The following is a 15,561-nucleotide window of genomic DNA, read 5'->3' on the forward strand; positions in this document are numbered from 1 at the left end:
ACCATTTACAGCCCACATCGCAGATAGGTTTTATACGCCCAACCCGCTGCTGCCCTCCGTCATCCCGGCCAACGAGCCGGGAACCATTCACAGCCCGCACCAAAAGTGCCTAATTCACACCCAAACCCACACCGTCCAACGTGATTAAAATTTAACTTGTTTCGAACCGTAAGTTTCGACTATAATTCCGCAACGTTCGAAACGAAACTTATGACTTAATATAAAACCACGATGACCAAACGCAATACACAGCAACGCAGACACACAATCCTTGCCATGGTAAACGAGCAAGGCGAAGTCAGCGTGGAAGCCTTAGCCAGTGAATTTGCCACATCGGAAGTTACGATTCGAAAGGATTTAACCGCATTGGAAAAAAGCGGCCTGTTATTACGTCGCTACGGGGGCGCTGTGGCGCTGCCGCAAGAGATTGTTGCCAAAGGCAATGATGAGCGCGATACGCTGCGTAAAGTGGCCATTGCCAAAGCCGCCGCAGCGCTGATAAAAGATCACCATCGCATTATCATCGACAGCGGCCGAACTACCGCTGCCATGATCCCGGAGCTGGCGCAAAAGCGCGGGCTGGTGGTGATGACCAATGCCATTAATATTGCCAACCGCTTGTTGGCACTGGAAAACGAGCCTACCTTATTGATGACCGGTGGCACCTGGGACCCCCATTCGGAGTCGTTTCAGGGGCAGGTTGCCGAACAGGTTTTGCGCTCCTATGATTTTGATACCTTGTTCATTGGTGCCGACGGCATAGATGTGGCAAGGGGCACCACCACGTTCAACGAGCTGGTGGGGTTAAGCCAGGTCATGGCCGAAGCGGCCCGTGACGTGGTTGTACTGGTCGAATCTGAAAAGATCGGCCGCAGAATACCGAATTTAGAATTGCCCTGGGATCAGGTCACGACCTTGATCACCGACAACAACCTGGCTGCCGACTTGCGCCAGGCGATCGAGGCCCGTGGCGTGCAGTTGATCTGTGCAGAGGTAGAATGACAACACACAACGTGCAATTAATGGAGAGTTTATGTGTGGTATAGTTGGTGCGGTAGCAGAACGTCCTGTTAACCGTATTTTGATCGAAGGTTTAAAGCGTCTTGAGTACCGTGGATACGATTCAGCCGGTGTCGCACTAAGCGAAGCAGGCACTTTGAATACGGTTAAGGCTGTGGGTAAAGTGGTAAACCTGGAAGCGGCTGTGGCCGAAGCTGGCGTCAGCGGACACACAGGTATTGCGCACACACGTTGGGCTACACATGGTGGTGTAACCGAAGTGAATGCCCACCCACATATTTCAAACAGCGAAATCGCGCTGGTTCACAACGGCATCATCGAGAACCACGAATCGCTGCGCTCAGTACTTAAAGACGATGGCTACACCTTCCTGTCTGATACTGACACCGAAGTCATGGTTCACCTGATCCACCAACTGCGTCAGCAGCACGACTCTCTGCTGGACTCTGTTAAAGCCGCGGTTAAGCAGCTTGAAGGTGCTTACGGCACTGTGGTATTCGACAAAGCCAACGACAACGAAATCATCGTGGCCCGTTCAGGCAGCCCGCTGGTGATCGGTTTAGGTCTGGGCGAAAACTTTATCGCGTCTGATCAGCTGGCACTGCTTGCGGTAACACGCAATTTTATTTTCTTAGAAGAAGGCGATGTAGCACGCATCACCCGCGATACGGTCGAAATTTACGACATCAACGGCGAACCTGTTGAGCGTGAAGTGGTTGAATCCAACATTTCTCAGGATGTCTCGGGCAAAGGCGAATACCGCCACTACATGCTTAAAGAAATCTACGAGCAGCCAATGGCCGTGCGTAACACACTGGAAGGTCGTTTAGATGGCGACAAAGTATCGGTAGATGCGTTTGGCGACCAGGCAAACCAGATCTTCAAAGACGTTAAACACGTTCAGATCATTGCTTGTGGTACGTCTTACCACTCAGGCATGGTGGCGCGTTACTGGCTAGAGCAATACGCAGGCGTAAGCTGTAATGTCGAGATTGCCTCTGAATTCCGCTATCGTGAGTCGTTCGTGCACGAAAACAGCTTACTTGTAACCATTTCTCAGTCTGGCGAAACCGCCGATACGCTGGCGGCATTGCGCCTGGCTAAAGAGCAGGGTTACATGGCCTCTATGACCATCTGTAACGTGCCAGGTTCTTCATTGGTGCGCGAATCCGATCTGGCCTTTATGACCAAAGCCGGTGCCGAAATTGGTGTAGCGTCAACCAAAGCGTTTACCACGCAATTAGTCGGCTTACTGATGCTAACTGCTTCAATCGCACAGGAAAAAGGCCGTGACCAGAGCGTGATCGTGAATGCCATCAAGACGTTGCCAAATAAACTGGAAGAGTCACTGAACATGGCCGACGGCATTGAAGCGCTGGCAGAAGAATTCGCCGACAAGCACCACTCATTGTTCCTGGGTCGTGGTTCACAGTACCCAATCGCAATGGAAGGCGCACTTAAGCTTAAAGAAATCTCGTACATTCACGCCGAAGCCTACGCCGCAGGCGAGCTGAAGCACGGCCCACTGGCCCTGATCGACGCCGATATGCCAATCATAGTCGTCGCGCCAAACAACGAGCTACTTGAAAAGCTGAAGTCAAACGTGGAAGAAGTCCGCGCCCGCGGCGGCATAATCTACGTCTTCGCCGACAAAGACTCCAACTTTGCATCAGACGACACCATGCGCGTAATGAACGTGAATCACGTTGAAGACATCATCGCACCAGTTGTCTATACAATCCCGCTACAGCTACTGTCGTACTACGTTGCCGTGATCAAAGGCACTGACGTCGACCAGCCACGTAACCTGGCCAAGTCAGTTACGGTAGAGTAAGTTGAGTTAGGTTGAGTGAACGAAAAAAGGCGCGAAAGCGCCTTTTTTAATGGGCGGACAATAAAGTTTCACCCCATACAATAAAGTATCATCCAAAAAATCAATTTTACTACTCGAGTTAATGAAAGCTTCTTCTATTTCTTCGTATCCGACCCCAATTTAATGAGTGGCTGTATACTTAAAATTATGAATCTAGTTGATGTTAGGGTTAAAGCAGTTTTACATGTCAAAAATAATCAGGAGTGCCGTTGTTAGGGTTAAATTGACTTGGTCTATTTATATTTGCTTTTTTCAAGAAATTTTGCCAGCCACTCGGTATGAAATGGATAAGCCATACCGGTATTTTTGTAAGCCATCCACGCTGATATTTAACTTTAACCTTACTGTTTTTGGTTATTCTAAAAGGGTTTGGTTGTGTGGTTTTGGGAGCCAGATGGGGGTTAATTGTTGTTTTCAGGTATTAATATAATTAGCTTCTGAAAAGCATACTAAGCACTTTCGCCTGACTATCTGTATTGAGATAAGTGAAGCTAGATTTTTTGTATGGTGGTGTTTGCTATTTTTTGATTTGGATATCAAAACAAGATTCTTTGATATTTTCAGGAAAGTTAGTATTTGTGTTCTTGAGCAGGTAGGGAGCCCTCTTTACACACAGCCCAACCAAAGAGCTGTCCCGTACTAAAATCACCACCTTAAACCGCTTCTTTTCGTTTTTTGTAGTGCCATTATTATTCAAGAAGTGGTGCTGTCTGAGTTTCTTCAGTTGCGGCTTACCATACTGAAACCTGCTGCCAATCATCAGCGCTACTATAGTGTCGCAATCACTGCTAAAAACAAGGCGTCGACAGGATAGTGTTTGATATTGACATCGGCTTTTGGATCTTCAAAGCACGCCAAATGCGTGATTATGCTAATTGCAACGACCCAAAAATTGCGTGGCGCAATCAATACATCAAAGACATCAATTCTCGCCAATCTTAAGTTCTAACTCACCGCTCTTGTAATCCCTAAGTCCTTTATTATTGGACGTAAATTGTACATTTGCTTGCTCGGCGTACCCAAATGTAAGTGTATGTAAATAGTGGGCAAACTTCTTATGGCAAAAAGTTTTAGCATTGGCTAGAATGCGCGTGCCCAAAATGGGGATATGTGATCACTCTAATAAAGAAGCACTGTGATTTTTCTGGTTTCTAGTTAAGCAGCGCCAGCAGCATCAGCTATCGGGCAAGCTCGATATCATTGCTATACAGCAAGATACCCGGCCATGAATTTGGTCAATAAAGTGATGATAATGACTTTCTGGTTACGGAAGTCGCTGAAGGTTTAGTGTAACGCAGTGAAAGAGACTCAGCTGTCCATTAGCAATCGATTCCAACGGTTGTTGACAGGTTAAACGCGGTGGTTGGCCTGAGCAACGAGTGATAGCGAAGAATAGGAATAAGAAATAGGCCTAAGGAGTTTTATGTCACACAGGCAATTAAAATCAGAAACCTTCCCCTTAAATCGTCAGCAGGAAGAAATTTATATAGATTTTACAAATAGTGATAACAAGGCTCTTTTTAATATCGGTGGTTATGTAGATATTAGGAATAGTATCAATGAGAAGTTACTTGAAATTGCGATTGGCCTGAGCATCGAAGAAAACCCGATACTTAAATCGGCCATCACTTTGAAGGGATTGAAGCCTGTACACATAATTAAGGAATCAAACTTTCAGCTGCAAGTTTTTGATTATTCCTCAGGTAATCCGGAAGAAAAGTCAAAAATTCATATAGATAATGAGTTCTGTAAAGAGTTCTGTTTAGATGAGGGACAGCTTTATAAGGTGGGGTTAATTAAAATCTCTGAGGAGAGGTTTTGGCTATATTTCATATCTCACCATATTATTATTGATGGGGCGGGTTATGCAAATTGGATAAGGAAAATATTTGAACTATATCAGCAACTAAGTTTAGGGAAAACTCCCTTAGATTCTAGAGATAAAACGTTTCTACATATTGCGGGAGAACATGCTACTAAAACCAACGCTAAGCGCGCCTCAAAATCAAGCCTATACTGGAATCAAATTTTTCACCAACTTCCCGATGTTCCTTTTCATCCGCTGAATAATTCGACTTGCCCGAGAAAGTCCAGTAGTAAGATAGTACTTACTATACCGCCTCTGGAGTATAGCAGTTTACTGGAGAAGGCCGCTGATAAGAACTTAGCTGTGCTGCCGTTGTTTTTAACTGCTATTTCCACACTTGTGAATCGTATTAATGACACGGATGCACTGGTCATTGGCACGCCTTTACACAATCGTACTTCAAAGGAACAGCGCGGTATGATTGGAGCCTTTATGTCCATGATGCCTGTGAAGCTAAGTTACAGCGGTGACCAGCTGATATCTGATGCGGTGAAACAAACATCACAGTTGCTGAAGTCTGGGTTTAGGAATAGGGAATACCCTTTAAGCGCGCTTTATCGGGATTTAGGTTTGCTTCGGCAAGGCAGAAAACGCTTATATGACGTTGCATTTAACTACCAACAAATAGACTTCGACTTCAGTGAATACGGTGTAAATGCACGCACACATTATCTCAGTCATGGGCAAGAAGAGGTGCCCTTAACCGTCACCTTGTGTGAATACGGGGATAAACAGCCCACCGAGCTGCAGCTGGATTACCGACATGACTTTTTCAGTGCTGCGCATGCGCAGGGGCTATTGGACTCAATCTTTGTGCTGGTTCAGGGGATGATAGAACAGCCGGATATAAGTCTTAATTCACTCAACCTGGTTGGTCAGGAGCAGGCAAAGAAATTAATCGAGCTGGGTCAATCTAAAACTACTGTAGAACAGCCGTTTATTAGCGCTTGTGAGATGTTTGAGCATCAGGTTGTCGCTAACCCAGATGCAACCGCCGTTATCAGTGGTGAGTATTCGCTCACCTATGAAGCCTTAAATGCGCGTGCGAACCAGTTGGCGCGGCGACTCAGAACATTAGGGGCGGGCGCAGATTCCCTTGTTGCGATTTGCCTGCCTCGCTCGATCGACATGATAGTGTCAATTTTAGCCGTGCTTAAGTCCGGCGCCGCCTATTTACCTATAGATACGAGTTATCCTAAGCAACGGATACATTATATGCTCAGTGATGCCGCGCCGCGTGTGGTGATCAGCAGTAAAACGCTTCAGGCCGACTTAGCGCTAGACAGTGAAAATCTGCTGCTGACTGAACACTGGATCGACGGCTTGGTGCAGTACAGTGATCAAAACTTGAGTTGTGAGCAATCGGGCAATGCAAAGCGGGCTCTGGCTTATGTTATCTATACCTCAGGCACCACAGGTGAGCCCAAAGGGGTCATGGTCGAGCATGGACAATTGAGTAGCTTTGTCAATCAAATTAAACACTCATACAAGCTCTCTCCATCTGACCGCATGTTGCAGTTTTCATCCATAGGCTTTGATATCGCGGTAGAAGAGTGTTTCGGCGCTTTGTGTCACGGTGCGGCTCTGGTGCTCAGAAATGAAGAAATTGTCAATGATATCGGAGCGTTTTGGCAGTTCTGCCAACAGAATATGATCTCGGTGATCAGCCTGCCTACAGCTTTCTGGCATCAGTTGATGGAAGTGGGCAAAGCGCCGATAAGTACATCGCTCAGGTTGGTTATCCTAGGCGGCGAAGCGCTTAAATACGCAAAAGCGTGTCAGTGGTTTGAACTGACGCAATCGATTGAACTGCTCAATACCTACGGACCGACCGAAACCACAGTCACCGCCTGTAGTTACAGTATGCGTGGTGCGCCACAGGGAGGGCAGTCGGTACCCATCGGACAAGCGAATATAAATACGCAGTTGTATGTCTTAGACAAGCATATGCAGATGGTGCCCTATGGCGCCAAGGGCGAACTTTACATCGGGGGAGATGGAGTTGCCCGGGGGTATTTAAATCGGCCCCAGCAGACCCGTCAAGTCTTTGTCGAGGATCCGATAAAACCGGGCCGCTTATATCGAACCGGGGATATTGTTCGCTTTCAATTTGACAATAATCTGGAATTTATCAGTCGCAATGACGACCAGGTCAAAATCCGGGGATTTCGCGTTGAGCCTCAGGAAGTCAGTGAGCAGTTGTTAAAACTGCCTGAAATTTCCGATGCCATAGTTCACCCGAGAAAGCTTGAAAATGAACAGCTGCAATTGATCGCCTATGTCACCGGCGAAAAGCCGATTAAGTCCACCGAGATCATAGCGCAGTTAAAGCTGTCGCTGGCCGACTATATGACCCCGGCTGCTGTGGTGCAGGTACCGGAGTTTCCGTTTACACAAAATGGAAAAATTGCGTATGACCAGCTGCCAGTGCCTAAAGCCGAAGATTTTTACGTCAGAGAATACATTGCGCCTCAAGGCGAAATAGAAACATTACTAGCCAACAGCTGGAGTCGCTTGCTGGGGATCGACCTTGCCGGTCGACTGGACAACTTTTTTGAGCTGGGGGGGCACTCCTTGCTGGTGTCCCGCCTGGTGCTTGAGCTCAACCGGGAGTGTGGCATTGAGCTGACAGTCAGCGATGTTTTTAAAGCCAAAACTCTGAGCCAGCTGGCGCAAACAATCGAACAAAAATTGTTAAGTAAAACAATCGCCGATGAAATTAACGAATTGGATAACGGGGGCTGGTTATGAGCATAAGTCATTTGGTAAAAGACGCATATGAACAGGGTGTCTTATTATTTTGCAGCGACGGGAAACTGGGTTTTAAGCTCAAAAATGACAATTTCCCAGACGCGCTTAAAGAGAAAATTGTCAGCCACAAAGAAGAGTTGATAGCGTTTCTCTCTGAACATAATACGACTTCGCAGGCGGGCGTCTCAGATGCAATCGCTGCAATCGCCAGAGACCAAGACAAATACCCCCTATCTTATTCTCAGCAGCGTATGTGGTTTATGGACAGGTTATCGGATGAAAACCAGGCCTATCATATTTTCAGTGCTTTTGAAGTAGAGGGAGAGTTTGATATCCGGGCGGCCGAACTGGCGGTGACCGAAATCATAAAACGGCATGAAATATTGCGTAGTGTGTATTGCGAAGATGATTCCGGCTCCTGGCAGTCCGTATTGTCGGATTTCGAATTCAAAATTGCTCAATTCGACTTAAGTGCAGCGCCTCAAGACCAAACGAAGTCCTGCATAGAAGCCCGCTTAGGGGATGAAATAAGCAGACCTTTCGATCTGAAATCTGAACTTATGCTGCGTACCAGTTATTTCCGCACGGGTTCGAAGCGCGGAGTTTTGCTGTTTAATGTGCATCATATTGCCGCTGATGGCTGGTCAATGCAGCTGCTGGTCAAAGAGTTTGTCGAATACTATCAAACGGTGCGAGGAGGAGGGCAAATTGTTCCGGCGCCTCAGGCAATCCAGTATATCGACTTTTCCAGCTGGCAAAGACAAACACTTACCTTATCGGAGCACAATGTTTCACTGCAATACTGGCTTGAGCAGTTGGCTGATGCGCCGGATGTGCATGAATTGCCATTGGACCACACCCGTGCATCTTTATCGGGCAATAAAGGCGCGGTGCTTCACTTTAATATCGACACTGAAGAACTGGTCGGGTTAAAAAATCTTGCCCGAGACAATCACAGCACTTTATTTATGGTGCTGCACGCCGCATTTGCTTTACTGCTGGCCAGATTGAGCAACAACACAGACATTTTGATAGGTACACCGGTTGCTAATCGCATGTCCGGGCCATTGGAAGAGCTGGTCGGTTGTTTTGTCAATACGCTGGTGTTAAGGGTTGACTGCGACTTACGCCAGAGCACGGAAGCGTACTTGGCGGCCGTGCGAGAAGTCAATATTAATGCGCAGCAACATCAGGCTATTCCGTTTGAATGGCTGGTCGATCAATTACAGGTAACACGCAGTGCCAGCTATCCCCCGTTATTTCAAATTATGTTTGCCATGGACACCAATGAGCGGCAGCCTTTTGAACTAGATGGTCTGCGGTTAACACCTTATAACGGCGACAAACGGCACGCTATGTTTGAGTTGTCGTTGGACGCCCAGGAAACTCCGCAGGGCATCGCATTCAGCTTTGAATATAATACGGATCTATTTGATCGTGGCAGCATAGAATTGATGGCCGACCGCCTGCAACGTCTGCTTGCGCAGATGGTGGCTTCGCCAAAGCAGCCGATAGGGCGACTGGCACTGGTTTCAGACACCGAGCGGCAAGCCTTGTTGGGGATGAATGAGCAAAACCGCATGGCGTATCCTTCGGATCGCTTTATCCCTCAGATTATCGAACAGGGCATGGCGCATTGGTCGGCCAATACTGCCGTCAAGGAGCTGGATAAAAGCCTGACCTATGGCGAGCTGGATCGGCGCGCTAATTTCTTGGCGCATAAGTTGATCACTTCGGGCATTAAAAAGGGAGACATGGTCGGGGTATTGCTGCCGCGCAGCGCAGATATGGTGATCAGCTTTCTGGCTGTATTGCGGGCCGGTGCCGTCTATGTTCCACTCAACCCGGAACAACCAGCACAAAGAACGCACAGTGTGCTGGACGAAGCACAGATTGCAACCCTGCTCAGCCATACTGGACTCATCAAAACAGAGACAACGCAGATCATAGCGTTAGATCAGATCAACTGGCGCGATGAAGCCGTGCAAACGGCGCAGGCTCCGTGTGTTGAGGTCTGTCCTCAGGATCGGGCCTATTGCATCTTTACCTCGGGCAGCACGGGCAAACCCAAAGGCGTACTGGTCAATCACAGGGCCATCGCCAGTCAGTTTTACGCCTGGCGCGAAATGTATCGGCTGGGTCCTCAGGTATCGCAACACTTGCAAATGGCGGGTATCGGCTTTGACGTATCTGTAGGAGACATGGTGCGCGCCCTTTGCTCGGGCGGCACCTTGCATATCTGTCCTAAAGACGTGCTGTTAGAGCCCGCTGCGCTGCTTCGCACCCTGGTAGAAAATAAGATTGATATTGCTGAGTTTGTGCCGGCTACTGTACGCAGTTTGATCGGACATCTGCGCGATTTGGGCCAGACCTTGGATCAGATGAAGTACCTTATTGTAGGCTCCGATGCCTGGAGCCTGACCGATCATCGGCAAACACAAGCTAGTTTGTCTGCCGATACTCGGTTAATAAACAGCTATGGTTTGACCGAATGCACAGTCGATAGCACCTATTTCAGTTGTGAAAACAGCATTACAGATCATTCGGGCATTGCAAATATAGGTAAAGCGATGCCTAACGTGAAAATCTACGTATTAAACGAGTATCAGCAGTTACAGCCCCAAGGGAGCGTTGGTGAGCTATATATAGGAGGCGAGTCTGTCGCCGAAGGTTACCTTAATCTGCCTCAGCTAAATGCCGAACGCTTTTTGGCCGATCCATTTTCCGATGATACAGACACAAAAGTGTTTAAAACCGGTGATCTGGTCCGTTACTTGCCCGATGGTCAGCTAGCCTTGGTCGGACGAAAAGACGAGCAGGTTAAAATTCGCGGCTTTCGAATTGAGCTGGGGGAAATTGAATATCACTTATCCGAATTGCCTCAAATCAAGTCTTGCCGTATTCATATTCATCAGGATGAGGCTGGCGTAAAACGCATTGTCGCCTATGCGATTACCGATGACAATGGGCTGTACGATGCGTTAGAAGCTAACTGCAGGGCTGCGCTGACCGAAAAACTGCCCGAGTATATGGTGCCCGCCGCATTTGTTTTTTTAGATAAGTGGCCATTGTCTATAAACGGCAAGTTGGATCTGAAAAAACTGCCAGCACCCGAGTTCGGCAATGCGCAGTACACAGCACCAGAAACCGAGCAAGAGGCTTTGTTGGCGAGTATTTGGGCAGAGCTTTTACAGTTGAACAGCAACACCTTGAGCGTGACGGAAAGCTTTTTCTCTCTTGGTGGGGATTCTATTTTATCGATCCAGCTGGTTTCTCGGGCGGCTAAACAGGGGCTGCACTTTAAAGTCAAAGACCTGTTTGAGCATCAGACTATCAGAGAACTGAGCAAATGCATTCAGGCTGGAAATACCCCTGAAATCTCACAGGCGCCAGTGACGGGCTCACTTGAGCTGCTGCCGATACAGCGCGATTTCTTTGCCAACCCTCAGGCTATCGATCACTACAACCAGTCGATCATGTTGACAGCGCCGTCGGATATGAACCTGGATCTGCTGACGACCATGATGGAAAAAATATTGTCCCGTCACGATGCCTTGCGGCTGCGTTTTTTCAAGGCGCAGGGTAAATGGCTGGGCGAGCATCAGGCGCTAACGGCGGCTAAGGTGGCGTCGGCCGCAACAACATACGCCTGGCAGGAGCGCGATTATGCACAGTTGGGTGCGTTTGCAGACACAGTGCAGGCGTCTTTATCGATTGAAAAGGGTGAGCTGATTAAAGCGGTCTTAATCCGGCCCGAACATTCTCAGTTGGAATCGGGACGGTTGCTGTTAGTGATCCATCACTTAGTGGTTGACGGCGTGTCCTGGCGCATTCTACTGGAGGATTTAGAAACACTTTACAGTCAATACAGCCAGGGCGAACCACTTGCGCTTGGACCTAAAACGTCGTCCTATCAAAGCTGGGCGACCTTTTTGAGCGAGTATGCAAAAAGCGAACAGCTGGCTGCAGAAGCGCCACACTGGCAGCAAGTTTTCGCAGCACCGGTTGACCGCTTCGAACAGATCGCCGGTCGGGTCCGCAATGGGCAGCAGGCTGTTGCGAGCGAACGCGTCGGGTTTCGTTTAAGCAAGGTCGACACACAGCGCTTACTGAATCTTAGCCATGAAGCCTATGGTACCAATGTCAATGATTTACTGATGGCTGGCCTGATGCTGGGTGCACATCGTTTTGGCCAAATAAAGACGTTAAGGGTTGACTTGGAAAGTCATGGTCGCGATGTCTTGTACAGCGAACTTGCGCTGCACCAGACGGTCGGTTGGTTCACCGCCGTCGTGCCTAAACTGCTGCATATGCCACAGCAGATGGACAACCTGGGCGATGTTATTTGTGCTGTGAAAGAACAGTTGCGTGCAACCCCCAATGAAGGCCTGGGGTTTGGAGTTTTGAAACACCTGGCATGCAGTGAGCTGCTGGAAAACTGTCAGGCCAGCGAGCTGGAGTTTAACTATTTAGGGCAATTTGATCAGGTGCTGAATCAGCAGGCGGCGTTTAAAGTAGCGTCGGAATCAAGTGGTCGGGACGTCAGTGAAGCGCGCGCTGCCAGCCATGCCTTGTCTATGACCGGCGTGGTAATGCAGGGCGAACTGGCATTTAATTTGTCCTTTGATGCCCGTGTTTATCAAAAACAGATGTTGCAAAATCTGATGGATAGCATAGCCGAAGCTTTGACAGATATCGCAGTGCATTGCACACAGGCGCAGGTCAGGCGTTTTACTCCCTCTGATTTTCCACTGGCCAGCGTCAGTCAGGCGGAGCTCGATCTGTGGAGTGAAGATAAAATCGATGATCTGTATCCGGCGACCGCTATGCAGCAGGGCCTGTTATTTTACAGTGAGCTCGAAAAAGACAGTTATGTCGAACAGGTTATGATGCAGTTTGAAGGGCTGGATTTGGCGCGCTTTAAGTCTGCCTGGACTGCGGTCGTTGATAAGCACGTTATTTTCAGAACGGCCTTCAAAGGCGGTATGAGTCAAGCCTATCACCAGGTTGTGTACTCTGACGTCGAGCTGCCGTGGTTCGTGCATGACCTGAGTACACATACTGATTGTGAGCAGGTAAACCAAATCGAGCAAACGCGCTCAGACATCAAACTGCGGGGCCTGGACCTGCAGTGCGCACCTTTGATGCAATTTGATCTCTTTATACTGGGTGATGGCAGCTGCCAGGTCTTGTGGACACACCATCATGCTTTATTGGATGGCTGGTCAATTCCGGTTGTGTACGGCGATGTTATGGCGAACTATAAAGCGTTGAGCGCGGGCGGATGCCTTACACGCGACGTCGACTTGTCTTATCGGCATTACGTCGCCTGGCTGGCGCAGCAAAATACGACTCAAGCCCTGACTTACTGGCGTGAGACCTTGAGTCTGGTAGACGTTGCGACACCCCTGCCGCTGATCACTCAGGCTGACGCTAACCAAGTGTCTGCCCAGGTCCACACCTATCCGATTGAGCTAGACCCGGAGCAGACCCGTCAGCTGAATACTCTGGCGAACGCTTCATGTACAACACTTAGTACTCTGCTTAACGCCGCCTGGGCGTTGTTATTGTCGCGTTATAGTCAGGAACAGACTGTTGTATTCGGCTCGACGGTATCTGGACGACCAGCCGAGCTGGTCGATGTTGAAACAACCGTTGGCCTGTTCATTAACACTCTGCCAGCTGTGGTAGTTGTGGAGGATGATGTACCCGTGGTCGATTGGCTACAGCGCTTACATCGTGAACATAATGTGCGCGACGAATTCGGGTATTTACCCCTGACAGAAATACAGAGGCAGAGCGATTTGGCGGCCAGTCTGTTTGACAGCCTGGTTGTATTTGAAAATTACCCCGCCAGTGATGCGATGGCCGACGCCGTCGCCGACAGCGATATTCGCCTGGTCGATACACGTTTTTATGACGGAACCAACTACAGTGTGAATGTGACTGCTGCGTTGTCATCAACGTTAGCCGTGACCTTAGAAGTCCAGCAACATCTGCTGTGTCGGGATCAGGTGGCGCAAATTGCCGGCCACCTGAAAAACCTGCTGTTGAATCTCGCCGCCGGCGCAGCGCTCACTGTAGGCGAAATCGATATGCTGTCCGAAACTGATAAAGCCCACCAGATAGATGAGTTGAACGACAGGCACATTGCATATCGTACGGATACCTTGATCCATACATTGTTTGAAGAGCAGGTCGCTCAGAGACCAGATGCTACGGCCGTATTCGATAAAGAGCAGACCAGCTATGCGCAGTTGAATCGAGACGCCGAAATGGTGGCGACGTATTTAGCTGGAAAAGGCGTGAAAGCAAGGGATCGCGTGGCGATTTGCATGGATCGCAGCGTTACAACGGTCGCTGTTGTGTTAGGCATTTTAAAAGTCGGCGCCGCCTATGTGCCGCTCGACCCGGAGCTGCCCTCGGAACGCAAGGCGTATATGCTGAAAGATTCGGGTGCGGTATTGCTGTTGACTGATCAGCCCCAGTCGGGGGTTGAGTTTGCGGGTGAGATTGAAACCTGCCAGGTCGAGGTGATCTTGAGCGTGCCTGGCACAGAACTGGTGCACGCACGCGCAAACATAACACCGTCCGATCTGGCCTACATAGTCTATACATCAGGTACGTCCGGTCGCCCCAAAGGTGTAATGGTGGAGCACGGCGCTATGCTGGCCCGCTATGAAGGCTGGCGACAAGCGTTCAACCTGACCAAAACACCGCCCCGTATTTTGCAGATGGCCGGCGTCGCGGTTGATATTTTTCTAGGCGATATAGTTAAGAGCCTGGGCAGCGGTGGTGCCCTGGTGATGTGTAACAAGGAAACCATCATTTCTGCCCCGGCCATGTATACGTTGATCGAGCAGCACCGGGTGACCTTCGGTGATTTTGTACCTTCGGTACTGCGAAACCTGATCGAACACGCGGAAAACAACCAGGTTTTGCTGGACTCTTTTAAACATATATTAGTCGGTTCGGAAGCCTGGCACGGCCATGAGTTATCTCGTTTGCAGAAACTGATCGCGGCTGACGCACAAGTCTTCAATATCTACGGACAAACGGAAAGTGTGATTGACGTCAGTTGCTGCGACGTCAGCCAGATGAGTATTGAGGCGAAACACGTGGTGCCTTTGGGTACGGCGCTGGCCAATACCAGCCTGTTTATCTTAGACGCCCAAAACCGCCTGGTGGCTAAGGGCGCAACCGGAGAGCTATGCATTGGTGGCAGCGGGTTGGCTCGCGGTTATATGAACCTGCCAGACCTCAGCGCACAAAAATTCACCTTAGATCCCTTCTCGGCTGATGGCGGTAAATTATATCGAACCGGTGATTTAGTGAGATACAACCGCAGCAATATTCTTGAGTTTGTCGGGCGCAACGACAATCAGGTGAAGATCCGCGGATTCAGAATCGAACTGTCCGAAGTCGAAGCCAAAATAAGTGCCTTCCCCGGCGTGGAGCATTGCGTAGTTAAGGTACTTGAAAGCCAGCCGGGTCAGAAAAAACTAGTGGCTTATATAGAATCGCCGCGCAGTGAAGAGTTCACTGCATTGTGTAAAAACCTGAAAAACTACCTGCCCAGCTATATGGTGCCGAGCAACTTTATATGCTTGGAGTCTTTCCCTATTTCAGTCACAGGTAAAGTCGATCGTGCGGCCTTACCCGATGTCGATGAGCATGTTTGGAGCAGCAATGAATACAAAGCCCCTGAAGGTGAAACGGAGCAGCAGTTGGCGGCTGTCTGGGCGCATTTGCTTGAGCTGCCTCAGGAGACGATCAGCCGGGAAGATGACTTCTTTGAGCGAGGCGGACATTCCTTGTTGATCATCAAGCTGATCAATGCGGTGAAGGAGCGCTTGTGCTGCGAGTTGTCTGTTAGAGATGTCTTTGAACATAAAACTTTAGATTCTATGGCCGCGTTAATAACAGAGCGGAGCGTCCCGGACGACGCATTGCTCGCTAGCCTGGCTTCTGATGTTGAACACATGACGGATGAAGAAGTTGAAGCCATGTTGGCTGAATTGGCTTAACCGGCTTACCTGGCCGATAGAAC

Annotated in this window: 4 protein-coding genes; all 4 read left to right on the top strand. The window is 49.0% G+C overall.

Features of this window, described 5'->3' with window-relative positions; translation table 11 throughout:
• The first annotated feature begins 231 nt into the window (after positions 1-231).
• The 4 genes from TW77_RS06290 (at position 232) to TW77_RS06310 (ending at position 15,538) form a co-directional block, all read left to right on the top strand.
• A complete protein-coding gene (locus TW77_RS06290) occupies positions 232-1,002 on the top strand; it encodes a DeoR/GlpR family DNA-binding transcription regulator (protein WP_046004119.1) in 771 nt (256 codons plus the stop codon).
• Positions 1,003-1,033: 31 nt separating this feature from the next.
• Positions 1,034-2,854 carry a glutamine--fructose-6-phosphate transaminase (isomerizing) gene (gene glmS / locus TW77_RS06295; protein ID WP_046004120.1) on the top strand — a complete coding sequence of 607 codons (1,821 nt, stop codon included), beginning with the start codon at positions 1,034-1,036 and terminating at the stop codon, positions 2,852-2,854.
• 1,462 nt (positions 2,855-4,316) lie between these two features.
• A complete protein-coding gene (locus TW77_RS06305; RefSeq protein ID WP_046004122.1) occupies positions 4,317-7,511 on the top strand; it encodes a non-ribosomal peptide synthetase in 3,195 nt (1,064 codons plus the stop codon).
• Positions 7,508-15,538: a non-ribosomal peptide synthetase gene (locus TW77_RS06310; protein WP_046004123.1), complete on the top strand. Its 8,031-nt coding sequence runs from the start codon at positions 7,508-7,510 to the stop codon at positions 15,536-15,538. Before TW77_RS06305 ends, TW77_RS06310 begins: the two co-directional genes overlap by 4 nt.
• Positions 15,539-15,561 lie beyond the last annotated feature (23 nt).

The organism is Pseudoalteromonas rubra (assembly GCF_000967655.1).
In the GTDB taxonomy this organism is placed as follows: Bacteria; Pseudomonadota; Gammaproteobacteria; order Enterobacterales; family Alteromonadaceae; genus Pseudoalteromonas; species Pseudoalteromonas rubra_A.